The sequence below is a fragment of the Vibrio sp. 1CM23M genome (genome assembly GCF_023161755.1).
Taxonomy (GTDB): Bacteria; Pseudomonadota; Gammaproteobacteria; order Enterobacterales; family Vibrionaceae; genus Vibrio; species Vibrio coralliirubri.
On record NZ_JALNTR010000001.1, the window covers coordinates 823,036 to 838,963 of the forward strand.

The following is a 15,928-nucleotide window of genomic DNA, read 5'->3' on the forward strand; positions in this document are numbered from 1 at the left end:
TCCTCAACTTGATGACGGCTGTTGTCTTAACACTTCAACCGCCTTCTCAAGTTCAACAAATGATGGTTTGTAGCGAGTCTCGATATTTTTTCGACCTGCATTAGCACACATGTGAGCCGACTGGCCTTGAGCATAAGCTGACAATATCGACTTAACACAAAACAGTGGCGCGAGCTGATTCTCAGACACATCTTTAATGCTGCTCGACATCGGACCTAACACACAGTAACACCCAAAAACGCCAGTGAAGGTACCCACCAATGCGCCAGCAATGTTCTTACCAATTTCGGTTATCTCACCATCCAGCCCCTGCATAGTGAGGATTATTCCCATCACAGCCGCTAAGATCCCTAACCCTGGCATCGCCTCAGCAGTGGCATGTAGCTTCTCCGACGGCTTAGTATATTCGTCTTCCAAATGTTCGATTTCTTCTTCAAGAAAAGCCTCGAGCAAATGCTGAGATTGCTTGCCCGTAATCACCTGACGAAATGAATCGATAATGAATTGTGTGGTTAACGCGTCTTTGGTAATTCGAGGATACTTCGCGAAAATCTTGCTCGATTCCGGGTTCTCAACATGAATATCCAACGCTTTGATGTTCTTCACTCTCGCGGTATTAATCAGCTCAAACATCAAAGACAGTAACTGCTGATAATAGTCCTTGTTGTAAGGAGTAGAGCGAAACGCAATACCAATCTGTTGCACCATCAATTTGAGGGTTGAAGAGGTCGTAGACATCAGCAAGCTAGCGAAGGCTGCACCAAAAATAATGATGATCTCTGACAGCTTAAAGATGAACTCAAACTTACCACCAAGGAAAATGAAGCCACCAAAAATCACACTTAATACGACAACAATGCCGATTAACTTTTGCATACATCACTCTCCTTAATTCTGCTTTTGAGAATGTCTAAACCTCGATGTTTGAGCCTGTGAACCTTAATCTCATTGATATCGAGGACTAACGCCGTCTCTTTGGTGCTCAAGCTCTTCACATAAATCAGATACAAAATCCGCTGTTCCATTGCTGGGAGTGAGTTCAGTACCAGCTTCACCTCGTTAAACAATACTTCTTTATCGGTTTCGGGCACTGCAGTAACTACAGATTCCAACTCGATATCATCAAAAACATCCACGAGGGTCATTGCTTGCTGGTAATCATCCGCTTCTACCCCTAAGTGTCGACAGACTTCATTACTGGTTGGCTCCCTACCGAGTTGCTGAAGTAACTGCCGCTCGGCATGTTTGATGCGGTTGACGAGCTGGCGTTTATCTCGTTCCATGTAGTCACGTCGACGCAATTCATCGATCAGTTCACCACGAATGCGCACCGCAACGGCACGGCGAAAATCATCATTTGCAACATGGTCAAACTTTCTCAGTTCAATCACTAAGGTCATCATGGCGGTTTGTTTAAGGTCCTCAAACGTCCCCTCATCAACCGCATAGCGATATTGATACAGCAGCCCATTAATCAACTTAATGTTTTGCTGCAATACCAACTTCTCGAGCTCCTGTAGCGTCGCTTGGTCATCGGTTTGGGTATGTTGATACTTAGGCTGCATTAACATGATGGCGACCTATTGAAATACCGCTTTCGTCACAAGCACATCACCCACTTGTAAGCTGGGTAACTCGTCCAAATCGTCTTTTAAGTCGTCTTGAATGACATAAATAAACTGTTTGTTATAGAAGTAAGACGCCTCCTTCACACTGAATTTTTTTATGATTCGATTTTTGATTCGGCTGAGCTGCTCGTGCACGTAACCACTGTTCCGTTCTGGCGTAAACATAGAGACATCCAATAACAACAGACTTTGTCGGTTACCTAGGTTAATCGGTACGAGTACATTTTCTAACTGAACCTCGATCTGTTGCGTTGGAGCCGGTTCCGGCTCACTTGGGGTTAACCATGAACTCAACAGTCCCATATTCAGTTGATTGGTTTGATAAAACCAAAATCCGGTCACACATAATGCGAGAGTTAAAGCAAAGGTGATGAAAACTTTAATCATGTTCAGACCCTCGCAATATATGCTTGGTATTCCAGTACATACTCGGGTTGATCTTGCGTATGAGCATCACTAGAGGATAAGCGTTCTTGTTCGAACGGCTGATTTTGTTGCTTCGACTCAGGTTGATGGTGGCTAGGTTGGTCAAGACTAATGTTCACCTCAGACAACTCTGAATTTTGCGAAATCAATTCGTGTCGCAAACGCTCCGATGTCGCTAAGATCGCCTCTCTGGTTAGCGCCGATGACGCACTCATTTGGATGTTCACTTTGTCACCATCAACGCGAATGTACATCTCTACCTTGCCTAACTCTGGTGGATCAAAGCGAATTCGAGCCGCCTGATTTAACGTGTCGAACTGAAGCTGGATTTTATCCCTCAATACTTGATGTATCTGCCTTTGACTTTCTAAGCTAAGCTCTTTGGTCGTCTCTACCATCGGAGCCGAAGTCCTAACATAGCTGCTATCACTGGTAGCATTAACCGCTTCAACGATGGGCTGCCCCATTAACAATAGAGTGGTGGAAGTAGCCCCTAACTTAAGGCTTGCTGGAGTGGCATTGAACATTGAACTGGCTAGCTGATGATTAAACGACAAGGCCAACTCTGAGCTGGTATACCTATTGGGGGTGTGACCAACAAATGAAGGCGTGCTCGCTTGCCAATCAGCCCCTGAATGATCCACTCCTTTAGAAGATAATAGCGAGCTTCTCTTTAAACTGAATTCAAAACCCGCTCCCCGTCTTTGATTCATCAATTCCAACTGCTGGGTAACAAGACGAGCAATCGTGCTTAACTGCGGCAGTTGAACCTGTGGCTGCTGCACGAGATCTTGTGGCGAGTCGAGTGACTCCACCACAGCTCTATCACCCAAATTCAACCCTTCCCCTGATGCCTCCAATCGAGTTAGAGGTGAGTGAGAATGAGTAGTATCAAACTCAGGACTCAATAGTTCAGGATTAGATAGTTGTGAGTAAGAAAGTACCGAATGAGAAAAACTAGCCGTGCTTTCAGAGGCACTCATATTAGGTATCAAAGCGGAATCTGGAGAAATTGCAGACATAGACGAACTCACCTGATCAAGCACCGAAAATAGCGACTGAAAAGACTGCGCAAGCGGCGTCATACGTATCTCGCCCAGCTCAGAAGCTAGAGGCGCCGTTAAGGTACTCGCGGTGTTACTTTTCACTGAAGGACTTGCCGTCGACAGTAAATCCAAACTGCCCCGATAAGGCGACGTTTGTGCTTGCAATTCCATAATTACTCTCCCGCTCTGACCTGTGTCTGAGCATAGGCTTTGTCACGTTCACGTAGACTGATATTGTTACTAAGCTGCTGTTTTAATAAGGCTTGCTCATGAGTCACTAAGATTCGACATTGCTCATGAGCCGACTTAAGTCGCCTAACGATAGCAACATAATCAGGGTGCGACTGTTCAACCTCTAGCAGCACCTTTTTCACCAACAGATTAAGCTTCACGATCTCAGCAAATTTTTTGCGATTTTCTGCGTCCTCTAACTTACTGACAAGACGTTCTACCTGTTTAGGACTGGGCTTCATCAAGCCACTCCATTGCGCCTTCCCATCCCTCTTTCAGATCGGTCACGACACCAATCAACTTAACGATAAGTTCGGTATTCATCTCTTTCGATGCCTCAAATACAGTCGCAATGGCGTGCTCATACAAGGCGTGTATGTTTTGGATAAGCTCTTCCCCAGTAGATAAATCCAGAGATGCATCGAGCCCAACTAAGATATCAATCGATTTTTGCGTTGCGTTAGACTTGAGCTCCAAGTCTTTGGTTTCAATTGAAAATTTGACACTTTCTAACTCTTGGATCAGTCGCTCGTGTAACATACAAATCAATTCAAAGCTCGACGACACTGAAGCATTAGCCGTCACTTGAACATTGGCATAGTTGGCTTGCTGCTGTTTCCCTAAAAGCATGTGTTGCTCCTTAGATAGTGAAAAGTCCAGATACCGAATCCAATTGACTACTGAGTGAGTTCAGTTGAGTAAACTGAGACAGGTAGCGGTTGTAGTAAGTCTCATAGCGAGTGTCGAGCGCCGCTAAGGCGTCATTAATGCGGCTCTTTTCATTATCGAGCGTATCTATTCGTCGACTCAGGGAGCCGTTAGAGAAGTCGATATAGGTTTCAAGTTTGCTTTCAAAAGCTTCAAAGACTCCACCGCTTCCAGTGAATAGTGTTTCAAAATCGACCGTCGTTGCCGCACTTTCAAATTTGCTGGAGTCGAGGCTAAGTTTGCCATCGCGGTCGATTTCAAGTCCTAACTCAAACAAGCGAGTACCGTTGTAGTCATCACGTATAACGCTAGCCAGTTGGTTTTTGATGCTGCGCACTGCGCTATCCGAAGCCAATACGCCCCTTGTCTCATCCTCATTACCAGAAGCGGTTAGGTTAGTGATCTCAGTAACAGCGCTGTTATAGGCATCAACAAATTCTTGTAAGGAAGCGACCGTGGCGGAAAGATCATCGCCAATTTCAATCTTTGTTGCTGAATCTCCGCTGTTGTTCGATTTAGTCACCGTAAGGTCAACGCCATCAATGAGTGATTCAAAGGTATTACTTGAATTAGTAAGTTGAGTGCCAAACTCGCCACCGAGTGCGATCACCGCATCTTGGGCTGTTTGCATTGGTGCGGCGCTTGCTGCTGCCACCACCGTATCCCAACCGCTGGCGGCATCTGCAGACAAAGTAAAAGCAGCGTCAGCGCCTTCATTTTCAGAACCAAACAGCACTTTCATCGACCCTTGCGACTTAACGAGAGTGGCTTGAATAGAACCGTCAAATTGATCATTGAAGTAACTTACAAACTCGCTGTACGTAACATCACCACTTACGTCAGTGTCTGCATCCATAATGTTGATGTCTGTAGTAACGCCGCCTTGAGTGACAGAAAACACGCCTCCCGACGCCATAACATCATTTGAATCGACCGAGTTGGCATCAAAAACTACTTGATGATTGGAAGCCATCTGTTGCACAAAAACATCTAAGTTGATGTCATTCACACCAGAGTCGACGGAGAGAGAGAAATAGTCATCACTCGATGTCGAGGTTGACGTTTGAGTTAGGCTGGACCCAGATTGAGTAAACTCGTAAATTTTATCTTCAAGCGACTGAAGGGCCGTTTTAACTTTACCAATCGCAGAGCTCTTTGAGGTAATCGTTGACAACTTTTGGGTATAGCGCAACTCAAAAGGCTGCACATCTAGACTAGCAAAATTGCTAGCTAACTGAACCGCATCAACGTTCATAACTCTTCCCCTTAACTCGTATAGGAGGTACAGCTCTACCCTCCTGCTACTCGGCTAATATATAGCCGCTACTGAGTAAATAATTGCTACTCAAACTAGCCCAATAGGCTCATCGCTAATTGAGGCACCATCTTCGATGCACTCAGCATAGAAGCACCCGATTGCATAAGCATTTGCTGCTTGCTCATCATTCCAGACTCAGAGGCAAAATCGGTATCCATGATTCGACCTTTAGAAGACTCTAAGTTTTCCGTCATATTGCCAAGGTTGGTAATAGTGTGTTCAAGACGGTTAATATTCGCACCGAACTCTGCTCGCGCAGTACCCAACAGCTCAATAAGGCCACCTGTACCAGATAGAGCATCAATATTAGATGCTGCACTTAAAGCACCGCCACCAGCAGCTAGTGCGTGACCTGTCACCGCACCGACTTCAGTTGATGCATCAACCGATAAGGTTTCCGTTGATGAGGTACCTATCTGAAACACAACCGCACCGGCACCAAAGCTACCTGTAGTGAGCAAATTGGTACCACCAAAATTTGTATTCGACGCTATGTTAGCTAACTCATCACTGAGCGCATTAAACTCAACATCAATCGCAGTTTGGTCTGCTGTAGAATTAGTCCCATTTGCATACTGAACGGCTAGGTCGTTCATTCGATAAGCAATATTGGTCATCTCGTCAAAGGCCCCCTCTGCAGTTTGCATCATAGAAATCGCATCCTGAGAATTACGCATTGCTACATTCATCCCGCGTGATTGAGCTTCCAAGCGGTTAGCAATTTGTAGGCCTGCCGCATCATCGGCAGCTGAGTTAATTCGAAAGCCGGTAGACAGTTTTTCCATGGATTTAGTTAATGCACTGTTGGTCGACTGCAATGTATTTTGAGTCACTAAGCTTGCGTAATTTGTATGTACTGATATAGCCATCTGATGTTCCCCATCTGTGTTTGCTGTTCACTAACTGTTAACGACAGTGGAAAAAATTCATTTCATATTTTTCGGAAAAAAGATCACTAAATTTAAAAATAGCAAGACTCAAAAATGAGAAGTGCGTAAAAGTATCCTAGTATATTAATCAACAATATTCATAATAATGGTTGTTATGAGACACGTATTAAATGCAATAGCTGCACGGCTAACAATTCCAATTGTGTTACTCATGATCTTGGCGATGGTGATTCTGCCGCTGCCACCAATTTTATTGGATACGTTTTTTACCTTTAATATCATGCTTGCCATCGTCGTCTTGCTGGTCAGCAGTACCGTTTCACGAGTGCTTGATTTCTCTATATTTCCCTCGCTATTACTTGTCGCTACCCTACTTCGATTAACCCTCAATGTAGCCTCTACCCGTATCGTTCTACTCGAAGGTCACAATGGCGGAGACGCCGCTGGTAAGGTGATTCAGTCTTTTGGTGAAGTGGTTATCGGCGGGAGCTACGTTGTCGGTATCGTGGTGTTCGTGATCTTGATGATCATTAACTTTGTGGTCATCACCAAGGGGGGCGAACGGATTTCAGAAGTATCAGCACGCTTTACTCTGGACGCCCTACCAGGGAAACAGATGGCCATTGATGCAGACTTAAATGCAGGCGCTATCGATCAGAAAGAAGCCAAAACTCGACGTTTAGAAGTAGGAGAAGAAGCGGAGTTCTACGGCGCAATGGACGGTGCCAGTAAGTTCGTTCGTGGTGATGCGATTGCTGGGCTATTAATCCTGTTCATCAACTTAATCGGTGGGGTTCTAATAGGAATATTTGAGCACAACCTAACCGCAGAAGCAGCTTTCCAAACCTATGCCCTACTGACCATTGGTGATGGTCTGGTTGCACAAATTCCATCGCTGTTACTGGCCACATCCGCCGCTATCATCGTGACGCGAATTAGTGATAACGATAACGACATGGCACAAACGGTGAAAAGGCAGTTACTTGCGTCACCGAACAATTTATACATGGCTGCGGGAGTCATGTTTGTTATTGGTAGCGTACCAAACATGCCGCACTTAGCCTTTTATACCTTTACCGTATTGTTAGCGTTTGTCGGTTGGAGACAATCTAAATTTCAGCATGTTACGCCCGATACAAGCCCCGATTTAGATACGCTTCCTCAGCCTCATCAAGAAAATACGATTGATTGGAGCATTATTCCCAACGTGGATGTGATTGCCCTGTCGTTAGGCTTCAAGTTGGTTCCTTTAGCAAGCTCTCAAAAGGGCGGTAACCTGATTAAGAGTATTCGTGGCAGCCGAAAGACACTCAGTGAACAAATAGGCTTTGTGATGCCAGAGGTGGTGATAACCGACAACCTCTCACTAAAACCTTCCGAGTACGCCATTAGCATTGATGGCGATGAGATTGAGCGTGGCGAAGTTTATGCCGATAAAGCGATGGCAGTAGGCAACCATATTGAGCATCCTGATCTCGATGGCATTGTTGGCATCGACCCAGCCTATCAGCTTCCAGCGCTATGGATTAAAAAAGGGGATAAAACCAAAGCGATCAATCATGGCTTTCAAGTTATTGAGGTGCATGATGTCATCGCCACTCACGTCAGTAAAGTGTGCAGCGAACACCTAGAAAACATCTTCAATTATGATGACGTGAAAGCCCTCAACCAGCGACTTGCTATGCAGCATCCAGAGCTTGCAGAGAACCTAGCAAACGTTATTAGTCCGAACCTACAAATGCAGGTCATCCGTCAGTTACTGGCTCAACAAGTGCCTATCATTAACGTGAGGACCATCGCCAACACTATTATTGAAAGCGTCGACACCATAAAAGACCCAATCTTGCTGTCTTCTAATATCCGGGTCGCGTTAAAACGAACCATCGTCAATTTGATCTCGCCAAACAGCAAGACTATCCATGCTTTCATTATTGGTGCAATCTTAGAAGGAGAGTTAAAGGGCGCGATCTCTTTGAGTCAGCAAAGCGACCCCAATATTCCTCTGGACTCGATTCCTGTTGAACCGACGATCTTGCAGAAATTCCAAAATCGCATGCCGACCATAGTACAAACCATGCAGAGCCAAAACCTGCCACCGGTCATCGTAGTACCTCCCACCACACGCCCTATGATAGCCAAGTTAGCCAAGGCCTTTGCCAAAGAGCTGATTGTTCTGAGTTACAATGAGATCCCAAATGAGTATGGATTAAATGTATTAGGGGATGTGGAGTAAATAATAATTCGCTCATTGAATCTGATTTTAGAACACACGAACTCTGTTTTTTTCAATGACGACGCCGCGTAGTAACTTTCCAGACTGTCGATTCTTAACAGAGACCGTGTCGCCTATCAGCCCACTTTCTAACGCCATTCCTAACGTTTCTAAACGTATACGATTCGATTGAAAAACCACATCGACAGAGTGCCCCTTTTCAACGTCATAATCCAAATACATAGAGGAAGTGGTCAACAAACCTCCCTTGTTCACTGAGCGCTTAATTTTGCTGCCAACGATTTCGCTGGCCTTGAAGAACACCTTTTGGTCTTTGTAGAGCTTGATCGGTTCAATCGTAATATCGTCATGCGTTAGCCGTTGGCCTTTCTTAAGTGCTTTATTAGCTGTCGCAGTCCAGACGGTTATTGTCGACGTTGAGGTCGCAGAAAGGGTCCATCTCTCAGGCGCACAGCGCACATTCCACTTTTGTTTGCCAAGCTTGATCTTGCTTCTATGGGTCACTTCAACAGACTCAGTACACGGCGGTAACTGATGAATAGCCCGAGAAAAACGCAGCTGAACATCGAGTTGGTACTGTTGGGGATAGCGGTAGCGAATGGTTTGCTCAATGAGCGAATGGATTTGAGTGGAGAGTTGTTGTTCAAGTGCAATGCTATCTGATTCTGCATTCACCTTGGTCACACAACCATAGACGAGCAGCAATGTACCAGCTAGCTTTAATAACCTAACCATACACCGCCTCAGCCTAAACATTGACTCTTAATTGATGCTTACCAAGCGCCTCTTCCATTGCTTGATGCTGCATCACCATGACACTGCCTTGGCGCGCCAACTTGGTTTTACACTGGTTTATCGACTGCTCAATTTCCGCATCCAACGTTTGAACGCGTTGCAGTGCCTTTCCTTTAAGCCGAGCCTGCATGTTTTTTGCGTACTGTCGCTCCTTACAACCGAGCCGTTTGGCCAGAGCAAATCGCTTGGCGTCAGCGTCAGCTAACCGTTGAGTCAGTGATGTGACCGCTTGATTGAGGGATTCCAGCTTCTGATACTCACGATTCAATATCGCAGCACGAATATCATCTAAACGTGCAGATAACTCGCCCGACAAAGCCAGCACATGCTGACCATAGGTAATATAACCAATCAGGTCACTTCTACGTTCCATGATCCAGTCTCGTAATGACTTTCGCTAGCTCATCCATATCAAACACTAACTCTCCCGTGGAAATTTGCGCTTTAATCTGCTCGACTTTAGCCATATCGATATCGTCTATACCGTCAAAAAGGCTCTTGGTATTATCGAGTAACTCCACTTCATGCTGAGAGAGGTTAATCGGCTTCACCTTCGCTTTTTGATCGGGCTCGGTTTTTTTGTTTTGAACCACATCTACCTGAGTATGAGGCACAACGTGTTTCACATTGTCGACCTTAATTTGACTCATCTCTGCCTACCCATTTTGCTGCACTACTAATTAACTATAACGGCAGTATTTCGTCTCTGTTTCACCTTTTTCTTAATAGTTTGATTACATTGTCTCTGGTTGGCCCACTAAAGCCGCGATGAATTGACCTAAGCGACAGCTCTGGGTTACTCACTAACTGATGCTTAAAACTGCCTAATTTTTGCAACTCGGGGTGTGAACAAAACGCGATAAGCTGGTCAGCTTTTTGCCTTTTCATTTTCAACATTTTCGATAATGCCAAATACAGTTTATTAACCCGTTCAAGCAAGGCGTCGATTTGTTGATTTGAGCCCGGCTCATTGACCAACAAGCGACTGATGTCGTCCAACACGGGATAGCGAGCTTGAGCCGGCACCGCAATCGGAGGCCCTTCAGCATACCGACCACCTTGGCCTGAAACGAAAACCTGCCCATCCCACAAACGCCATTGTTGGTCCCGAATACCGATCACAAACTCTTGTTGTTCATTAATTCTGAGCTGCAAGTGCGCATAAGCAAACATCATCTTGAATTGTTCTAGCAATACCTCTCTGTCTTCTGAACGTTCAAACGCCAACGGTATCAAACGGTTATTGATGTACAGAGAGACAACCTCATCACGAAACCGTTCTCGCTGTAAGTCGAGCCCCGGAATCGTAAATTCGATAAAAGGATTATCGCCTTGAATCGGTGCAAAACTCGAGTCCACGACATAGTCACCAAACAATCTTTTCTGACTCCAAAACACCAATTTTTTCTTAATCACATCAATGTGATTGGCTTGTTCTGGGCTGTATTGATTCAGTTCTGCTAACTGGCGCAGCTTAATCAATTCGCTCGCCACAGTTCGTAGCACTTCCCCCGCCATCATAAGCCTGCTGTACATTTTGTGAGAATCGGCAACCTCAGCAATCAGCTTAGGCCTTTCTTGCAAGTTCATTTGCACCATTTGCTGCCTAACGAGTGCATTGTTCGGCTTGTTACTGGTTAGCTTTTCCGGCTTTTTAATTTTTCCCGTCGTTGTCGGATTCACCTGATTTTTGCGCTGCGTAATACCCGTGAGTTTCATACCACATCTCCGATTAGGTCAACCTTGGCTCGTTAGCAAAGTTCAGCTTGATGATCTCTTCCGATTGCATTTGTTTGACGATATCAATGATATCTTTACGTGCTTGCTCAACCTGACTGACCGGCACAGCACCAATGCGTACCAGATTTTCTTTGAGCTCTGTCGATACCCGTTGTGGCATAGAGTTGATGATGTAAAGGCGACAATCTTTATTGGTACCTTTGAGTGCATATGCCCATTGCTCCAGGCTGACTCTTTCGTTAATCAGGTTGATGGTTTCTAGGTCTTGATTAAATAGGGTGAAGAAATCAAACATCGCCTCTTCCACCAGCTCTGCGGCTTCAGCGTCTTGATCATGAAGGAATTGGAATAAATTGCTTTTGTCACCGGAATAACGGTTGATAAGGTTCGCGACCACTTTCGAACCCTGCAGGCTGGCAGACCCGCCGCTGTGATAATTGACTTTGCAGCGATCGATAAGGTCTTTTAGTGTCTCCATCAAACCAGAGGTTAACACCTGTGTCTTAGAGATTTGCAGGATTAACGCATGGCACTCTTGTTCCTCATACTCCTCCATAACACGACCGCTGTATTCCAAAGGGAGGTGGGCAATCAATAGCGCTTGCAGGTTAATGTGCTCTTTCTTGAGATCATTGACCAAAAGCTCCGGAGGAATCCATGCCAGCTTTTCAGCATGTGAGCGGATCTCATCGCCATAAATCTCCGACACAAGATCTCTCGCCAAATTGCCGTTTAACGTCTTTTCCAGCACATTGGTGATGTATTGTCGTGTCCCGCCGAGAATCCCGGAGTGCTTACGAAAATCATCAAAAAAGCCCGACAAAGAGACCAGCGCATCTTTGGCTTTGATGTCCTTCATTTTACTCATGGCATGCGTGATCTGTTTGATCTCTTCATGGGTGAAGCCTTTGAGTACTTCAGAACCGATGTCCTCTCCCATCGTCAACACCAACATCGCGACGCCATCCACTGATTGATAGGTTTGTTTACCATCCATGCACCTTCTCCCTACTGACTTTTATTTGATTCGTTATGCTTGTATCCAAGTACGTAAAATCTCAGCCACCCTATTCGGGTCTTCTTTTGCGATTAATTTGAGATGTTTAATTTGAACTTCGAGTGGGCTATCCGCAGATGGCAAGTTGTCATCAAGCGCCTTAATACCGGTTGCATCAATACCTAACGATTCCAGTTTGGATTGTAAGGCTGCATCAGCGGCACGCTCTTCTTTGGTAATGACGTCATCGTATTCCATGCTTTCCGCTTCCAGCTCTTCTTGCTCCGCTGACTTAGTAAGGTATTGTGCTAGAGGTCGCAGCACCACCATGATCATCAAGCCACTGAGCATCACTCCAAGTAGATATTTAAGAGGCTGCATAATATGCGTGTTCTCAAACCAAGCAATCGGGGCTTGCTCTGGAATACTGGCAATCACAAAAGGGAAGTGAGTGATGTGAATGCTGTCGCCGCGCTCGGTATTGAACCCTATTGCCGAACGAACCACATTCTCAACATTAGTAAGCTCTTCAGGTGTCCAAGTTTGATTGGGGTTCGCTAAGTCGTTCACCACAATAGAGACAGAAAGGTTCTGCAATACACCTTGCTGATGCTGAGTATGGCGAACCTTGCCACTCACCGCATAATCACGCGATGTTTCACTTCGATTGACCTTGGCGTTAGGCTCTGGTTGAGGCTCTCCATCGGTCACTGGTGGTGTGTTGCTCAATGCCCCCGGAATCCCGAGCGCCATCGACGACTCGTTCATGTCACTCAATAAGGTCTCTTTTCGAACCACAGGATCAGCGTAGATTTCTTCTGTTTCTTCAACCTTAGAAAAATTAATATCACTGGCAATTTGAACTCGAAAGTTGGCTGCACCGAGAATTGGGGTCAGCATGTCAGTCGCTTGAGCGACCAAGTTTTTTTCAAGGTTACGCTTGTAATCGGATTGCTTGCCAGTCGTCACGGTAATGTCCCCAACCGTCGCATCATTTGATAACAAACGACCATGTTGATCGACCACTCGCACATGTTCCGATTTAAGTCCAATAACCGCACCAGACACTAAGTTAATGATGGACTCAACCTGAGTCGGCTTAAGATCCATTCCATTGATAATATGTACAATCACCGAGGCTCTCGGCTGCTCAGCGTCATCACGCATAAACAAACTTTCCTTCGGTATGGCCAAATGAACACGAGCTAAGCTCACTGCACTCATGGTGGTGATACTGCGCGCTAACTCGCCCTCTAGAGCATGGCGATAGCGAGCATTTTCCATAAACTGACTCTCGCCGAGGCTCTTTGAGCTATCTAGCGAATCAAAGCCACTCGGCAATTGTTCTTTTAAGCCTTTAGACGCCAATATCATGCGGATTTTGGCGACGTCACCTTCGGGAACCAGTATTTGCCCATCGTCCTGACTCAACTGGTAACGTATTGATTCCTCATCCAACATTTGCAGCACTTGGCTAGAATCGAAGTTCGCTGATTTGCTATAGAGAGGTCTAAACCGTTCTGATGACGTCCACAACATAATCACGATGATCGCCGCAGTAATCGTCGCAAAAATAGTGATGATAATGACGTTGCGCTGTGAACTCTGCCAAAACCTCGTGAGCCAACTAGAGGCCTCAGTGAGCTTCTCTTTGGCTACTCCCATATTATTGGTCAACGCGGGTTGAGTTTCTGCTTCTGCTGCCATCGCTAATCCCTAGCCTAAATTGGCATTTTTATGATGTCTTGAAAGTTGGACACCATCTTGTTGCGCACTTGCATCAATGCATTAAATGAGAGCTGAGCTTTCTGTGATGCGACCGTCGCTCCCAATAAATCATCGCTTTTACCTAACTCAACGGCAGTGATTTTTTCCGAAGCATGAGATTGGTATCTATCTACGGTATCGAGCACACTTTTCAAGGTGTTGCTGAACGCCAGTGAATTATCGGATACCGGGTTAACCGTGTGATTGTCATGCGTGATGCCTCTCACCATCGCTCCCGTGACAGCCTGGTTAGAGAACGGATTACTGGCAACCTCTTGCTGCTGCTCTATCTTCCCTAACATTGCTTGTTGCATTTGGACTGCAGTCATCTTTTCCATTGTTTACCCTCGCGGTTGCATCACTTGCGCACTAACCGAATCTCTACGCGACGATTCTTATCCCGGCCTTGCTGAGTCGTGTTGTCATACTTTGGATAACGATCACCGTGGCCACGTATCTCAATCATTTTCTTTGACACGCCATTGCCCATAAACCACTGCGCAACGTCGGATCCTCTCTGCTTTGAAAGTTGTAAATTAGCGACGGAATCACCGGAATTATCGGTGTAACCATCAATCAGGATTCTAATGATTCTCGAGTCTCGTTTGACCAAGGTGCTGATGTCATTAATGGTGCGTTTCTGCCCTTCGGTGAGTGACACCGCCCCTTGCTGAAAGCGCAATTCAACTCGACGCGCATGCTGGAAGTTGACCGGCGGCAAGCCATAACGGCACTCATTAAATTGCTCTAAAGCTGGCTTAAAGTTGGTGGTTGGGAAATAGACATCAAAGTCCATCGCATTAACGTTAAACCAAGCGCCACTTGCCATATCATCCAACATCAAGGTTGCGCCATCGTCTGTCACGAGAGCGGCCCCTTGCTTGTTTACTCTTTCGATGGTGGTTGTGGTGTAAGACTGGGACGTTCCCCAAACAGGCTCTGTAGTATTGAATGACGTTGATGTCGGAAGTGAACGCACACCACGCTTTTCCACTCTGACCTCCATCGGGCTTGCCGCCAACAAAATGAATTGCACAGAAAAGCCGGTGTGAGGATCGAAAGAGTTCAATTCACACTGATCGACAGACTCTGTGAACCGCCACTCGACACTATCGAACGGAACAATGTAGCGCTGCGCCAAAACCTGAGTCGACAGCACCACTCCCCAGCCTATCAGCAATGCGCTCAGCATCTTGCCAAGTGCACGGCGAAAGACAGAGAAAGTGCCCAAGCTAACGGTTGCCCAAAAGTATTTATTCATAGCAAATCAAACAGTGAAATTCCGGCAACACGCGCAAAGGTTTTTTGCGTAGCTTCTAGCGCGATCATACCTTGGTTAAGTTCAACGGATGCCTCTGCATAATCGAGTTCCTCTAGCTCAGAGCGAACGGTTTCTGCAAAGAACACCATATCGATACTGGTCTCTTTCAGCCTGTCTAAGGCGTTGTATTGACTCCCAATATCAGTTAATGAAACCAACAAGCTTTGATGAAGCGCTTGATTGGTATTGAGCGCGTTATCTAAAGCAGCAGTAAATCCCCCAGTTGGAAGCTCCAATTCTGCTATCGCATTGTCTAAATCAGTAAAAATTGCACTACTACCTATGGTATCGGTGATGGTTAAGTTACTCGGTACGTACTGATTATCACCGACCTTAGTCTCGCGATAATCTAAGTTGGGATTTAAGGCATAAGGCGGTGTTGTAGCGATCGCTGGGGTGCTGATATCCGTTCCTGAAAAGAGATAACTGCCATCATTGGCTTGGTTCAATGTGTTCAACATTTCCGTTTTGAGGGACTTAAGTTCTAGCACTATCCCCGCTCTACTCTGTGAATCAAGCGTACCGTTTTTCCCTTGTAGGAGCAGTTCGTTCACTTGTTGAGAGAGCTCCTCAAGCGTGTTGACGTTAGTTTCGTAGCGCGTCAGCTGTGACTGCACGTTTTCGATATTGCGTTGGTACTGCTGATTGTCAGAGACGGTCTTTTTGAGCCCTTCAAGGCGCACAGCGGCAATCGGGTCATCGGATAAATGATTGATCTTCAGCCCGGTCGACATTTGCTCAAAAACTTTGTTCAAGCGGATATTGTTGTCCATTAATGAACGCTGCATCACCGCGTTAAATTGGGAGTCCGTTACACGCATCACTTTT

18 protein-coding genes are annotated in these 15,928 nt (G+C 45.7%); 1 reads left to right on the forward strand and 17 read right to left on the reverse strand.

From position 1 onward, the window contains the following. Positions 1-3: 3 nt before the first annotated feature. The 8 genes from motA to lafA all read right to left on the reverse strand — a co-directional run bounded on the left by motA (position 4) and on the right by lafA (position 6,226). Positions 4-876: a flagellar motor stator protein MotA gene (gene motA, locus MSG35_RS03430; RefSeq protein WP_048610084.1), complete on the reverse strand. Its 873-nt coding sequence runs from the start codon at positions 874-876 to the stop codon at positions 4-6. Beyond that, positions 864-1,571: a sigma-70 family RNA polymerase sigma factor gene (locus MSG35_RS03435; protein WP_050651137.1), complete on the reverse strand. Its 708-nt coding sequence runs from the start codon at positions 1,569-1,571 to the stop codon at positions 864-866. The genes motA and MSG35_RS03435 overlap by 13 nt, the downstream gene beginning before the upstream one ends. Positions 1,572-1,580: 9 nt before the next feature. Then, a complete protein-coding gene (locus tag MSG35_RS03440; RefSeq protein ID WP_050643529.1) occupies positions 1,581-2,015 on the reverse strand; it encodes a flagellar biosynthesis sigma factor in 435 nt (144 codons plus the stop codon). Between the two features lie 2 nt (positions 2,016-2,017). Continuing rightward, positions 2,018-3,271: a flagellar hook-length control protein FliK gene (locus MSG35_RS03445; protein WP_248382822.1), complete on the reverse strand. Its 1,254-nt coding sequence runs from the start codon at positions 3,269-3,271 to the stop codon at positions 2,018-2,020. A gap of 2 nt (positions 3,272-3,273) precedes the next feature. Beyond that, on the reverse strand, positions 3,274-3,573 hold the full coding sequence (locus MSG35_RS03450; RefSeq protein WP_248382824.1) for a hypothetical protein: 300 nt from the start codon (positions 3,571-3,573) through the stop codon (positions 3,274-3,276). After that, positions 3,557-3,961, reverse strand: a complete 405-nt coding sequence (gene fliS, locus MSG35_RS03455; RefSeq protein ID WP_048610093.1) for a flagellar export chaperone FliS — start codon at positions 3,959-3,961, stop codon at positions 3,557-3,559. Before fliS ends, MSG35_RS03450 begins: the two co-directional genes overlap by 17 nt. A 10-nt stretch (positions 3,962-3,971) precedes the next feature. Then, on the reverse strand, positions 3,972-5,294 hold the full coding sequence (gene fliD, locus MSG35_RS03460; RefSeq protein ID WP_048610096.1) for a flagellar filament capping protein FliD: 1,323 nt from the start codon (positions 5,292-5,294) through the stop codon (positions 3,972-3,974). A 95-nt stretch (positions 5,295-5,389) separates the two neighbouring features. After that, entirely contained in the window at positions 5,390-6,226 is an 837-nt protein-coding gene (lafA, locus tag MSG35_RS03465; RefSeq protein WP_048610097.1) for a lateral flagellin LafA, read from the reverse strand. Between the two features lie 166 nt (positions 6,227-6,392). Here lafA and MSG35_RS03470 point away from each other — a divergent pair, with 166 nt between their 5' ends. Continuing rightward, a complete protein-coding gene (locus MSG35_RS03470; RefSeq protein ID WP_122081370.1) occupies positions 6,393-8,480 on the forward strand; it encodes a flagellar biosynthesis protein FlhA in 2,088 nt (695 codons plus the stop codon). A 27-nt stretch (positions 8,481-8,507) separates the two neighbouring features. On the opposite strand, the gene flgA is transcribed toward MSG35_RS03470, so the two are convergent. From flgA to flgL, 9 genes are all read right to left on the reverse strand, one after another. Further along, complete coding sequence (gene flgA, locus MSG35_RS03475) at positions 8,508-9,215, reverse strand: flagellar basal body P-ring formation chaperone FlgA (RefSeq protein WP_048610364.1); 708 nt, start codon at positions 9,213-9,215, stop codon at positions 8,508-8,510. Between the two features lie 13 nt (positions 9,216-9,228). Beyond that, the gene (locus MSG35_RS03480) at positions 9,229-9,648 is read right to left on the reverse strand and encodes a hypothetical protein (RefSeq protein ID WP_048610101.1); all 420 of its coding nucleotides are present in this window, start codon (positions 9,646-9,648) and stop codon (positions 9,229-9,231) included. Then, positions 9,638-9,925 carry a flagellar biosynthesis anti-sigma factor FlgM gene (locus MSG35_RS03485; RefSeq protein WP_048610104.1) on the reverse strand — a complete coding sequence of 96 codons (288 nt, stop codon included), beginning with the start codon at positions 9,923-9,925 and terminating at the stop codon, positions 9,638-9,640. Before MSG35_RS03485 ends, MSG35_RS03480 begins: the two co-directional genes overlap by 11 nt. Before the next feature lie 61 nt (positions 9,926-9,986). Then, positions 9,987-10,994: a hypothetical protein gene (locus MSG35_RS03490; RefSeq protein WP_172378516.1), complete on the reverse strand. Its 1,008-nt coding sequence runs from the start codon at positions 10,992-10,994 to the stop codon at positions 9,987-9,989. 13 nt (positions 10,995-11,007) lie between these two features. Continuing rightward, positions 11,008-12,012, reverse strand: coding sequence for a FliG C-terminal domain-containing protein (locus MSG35_RS03495; RefSeq protein WP_048610108.1), 1,005 nt, complete (start codon positions 12,010-12,012; stop codon positions 11,008-11,010). Between the two features lie 33 nt (positions 12,013-12,045). Next, positions 12,046-13,719, reverse strand: coding sequence for a flagellar basal-body MS-ring/collar protein FliF (gene fliF, locus MSG35_RS03500; protein ID WP_050651144.1), 1,674 nt, complete (start codon positions 13,717-13,719; stop codon positions 12,046-12,048). A 14-nt stretch (positions 13,720-13,733) separates the two neighbouring features. Continuing rightward, a complete protein-coding gene (locus MSG35_RS03505) occupies positions 13,734-14,108 on the reverse strand; it encodes a flagellar hook-basal body complex protein FliE (RefSeq protein WP_086968991.1) in 375 nt (124 codons plus the stop codon). A 29-nt stretch (positions 14,109-14,137) separates the two neighbouring features. Next, the gene (locus tag MSG35_RS03510) at positions 14,138-15,040 is read right to left on the reverse strand and encodes an OmpA family protein (protein WP_248382825.1); all 903 of its coding nucleotides are present in this window, start codon (positions 15,038-15,040) and stop codon (positions 14,138-14,140) included. Next, positions 15,037-15,921, reverse strand: a complete 885-nt coding sequence (gene flgL / locus MSG35_RS03515) for a flagellar hook-associated protein FlgL (RefSeq protein WP_248382827.1) — start codon at positions 15,919-15,921, stop codon at positions 15,037-15,039. Before flgL ends, MSG35_RS03510 begins: the two co-directional genes overlap by 4 nt. Between the last annotated feature and the right edge of the window lie 7 nt (positions 15,922-15,928).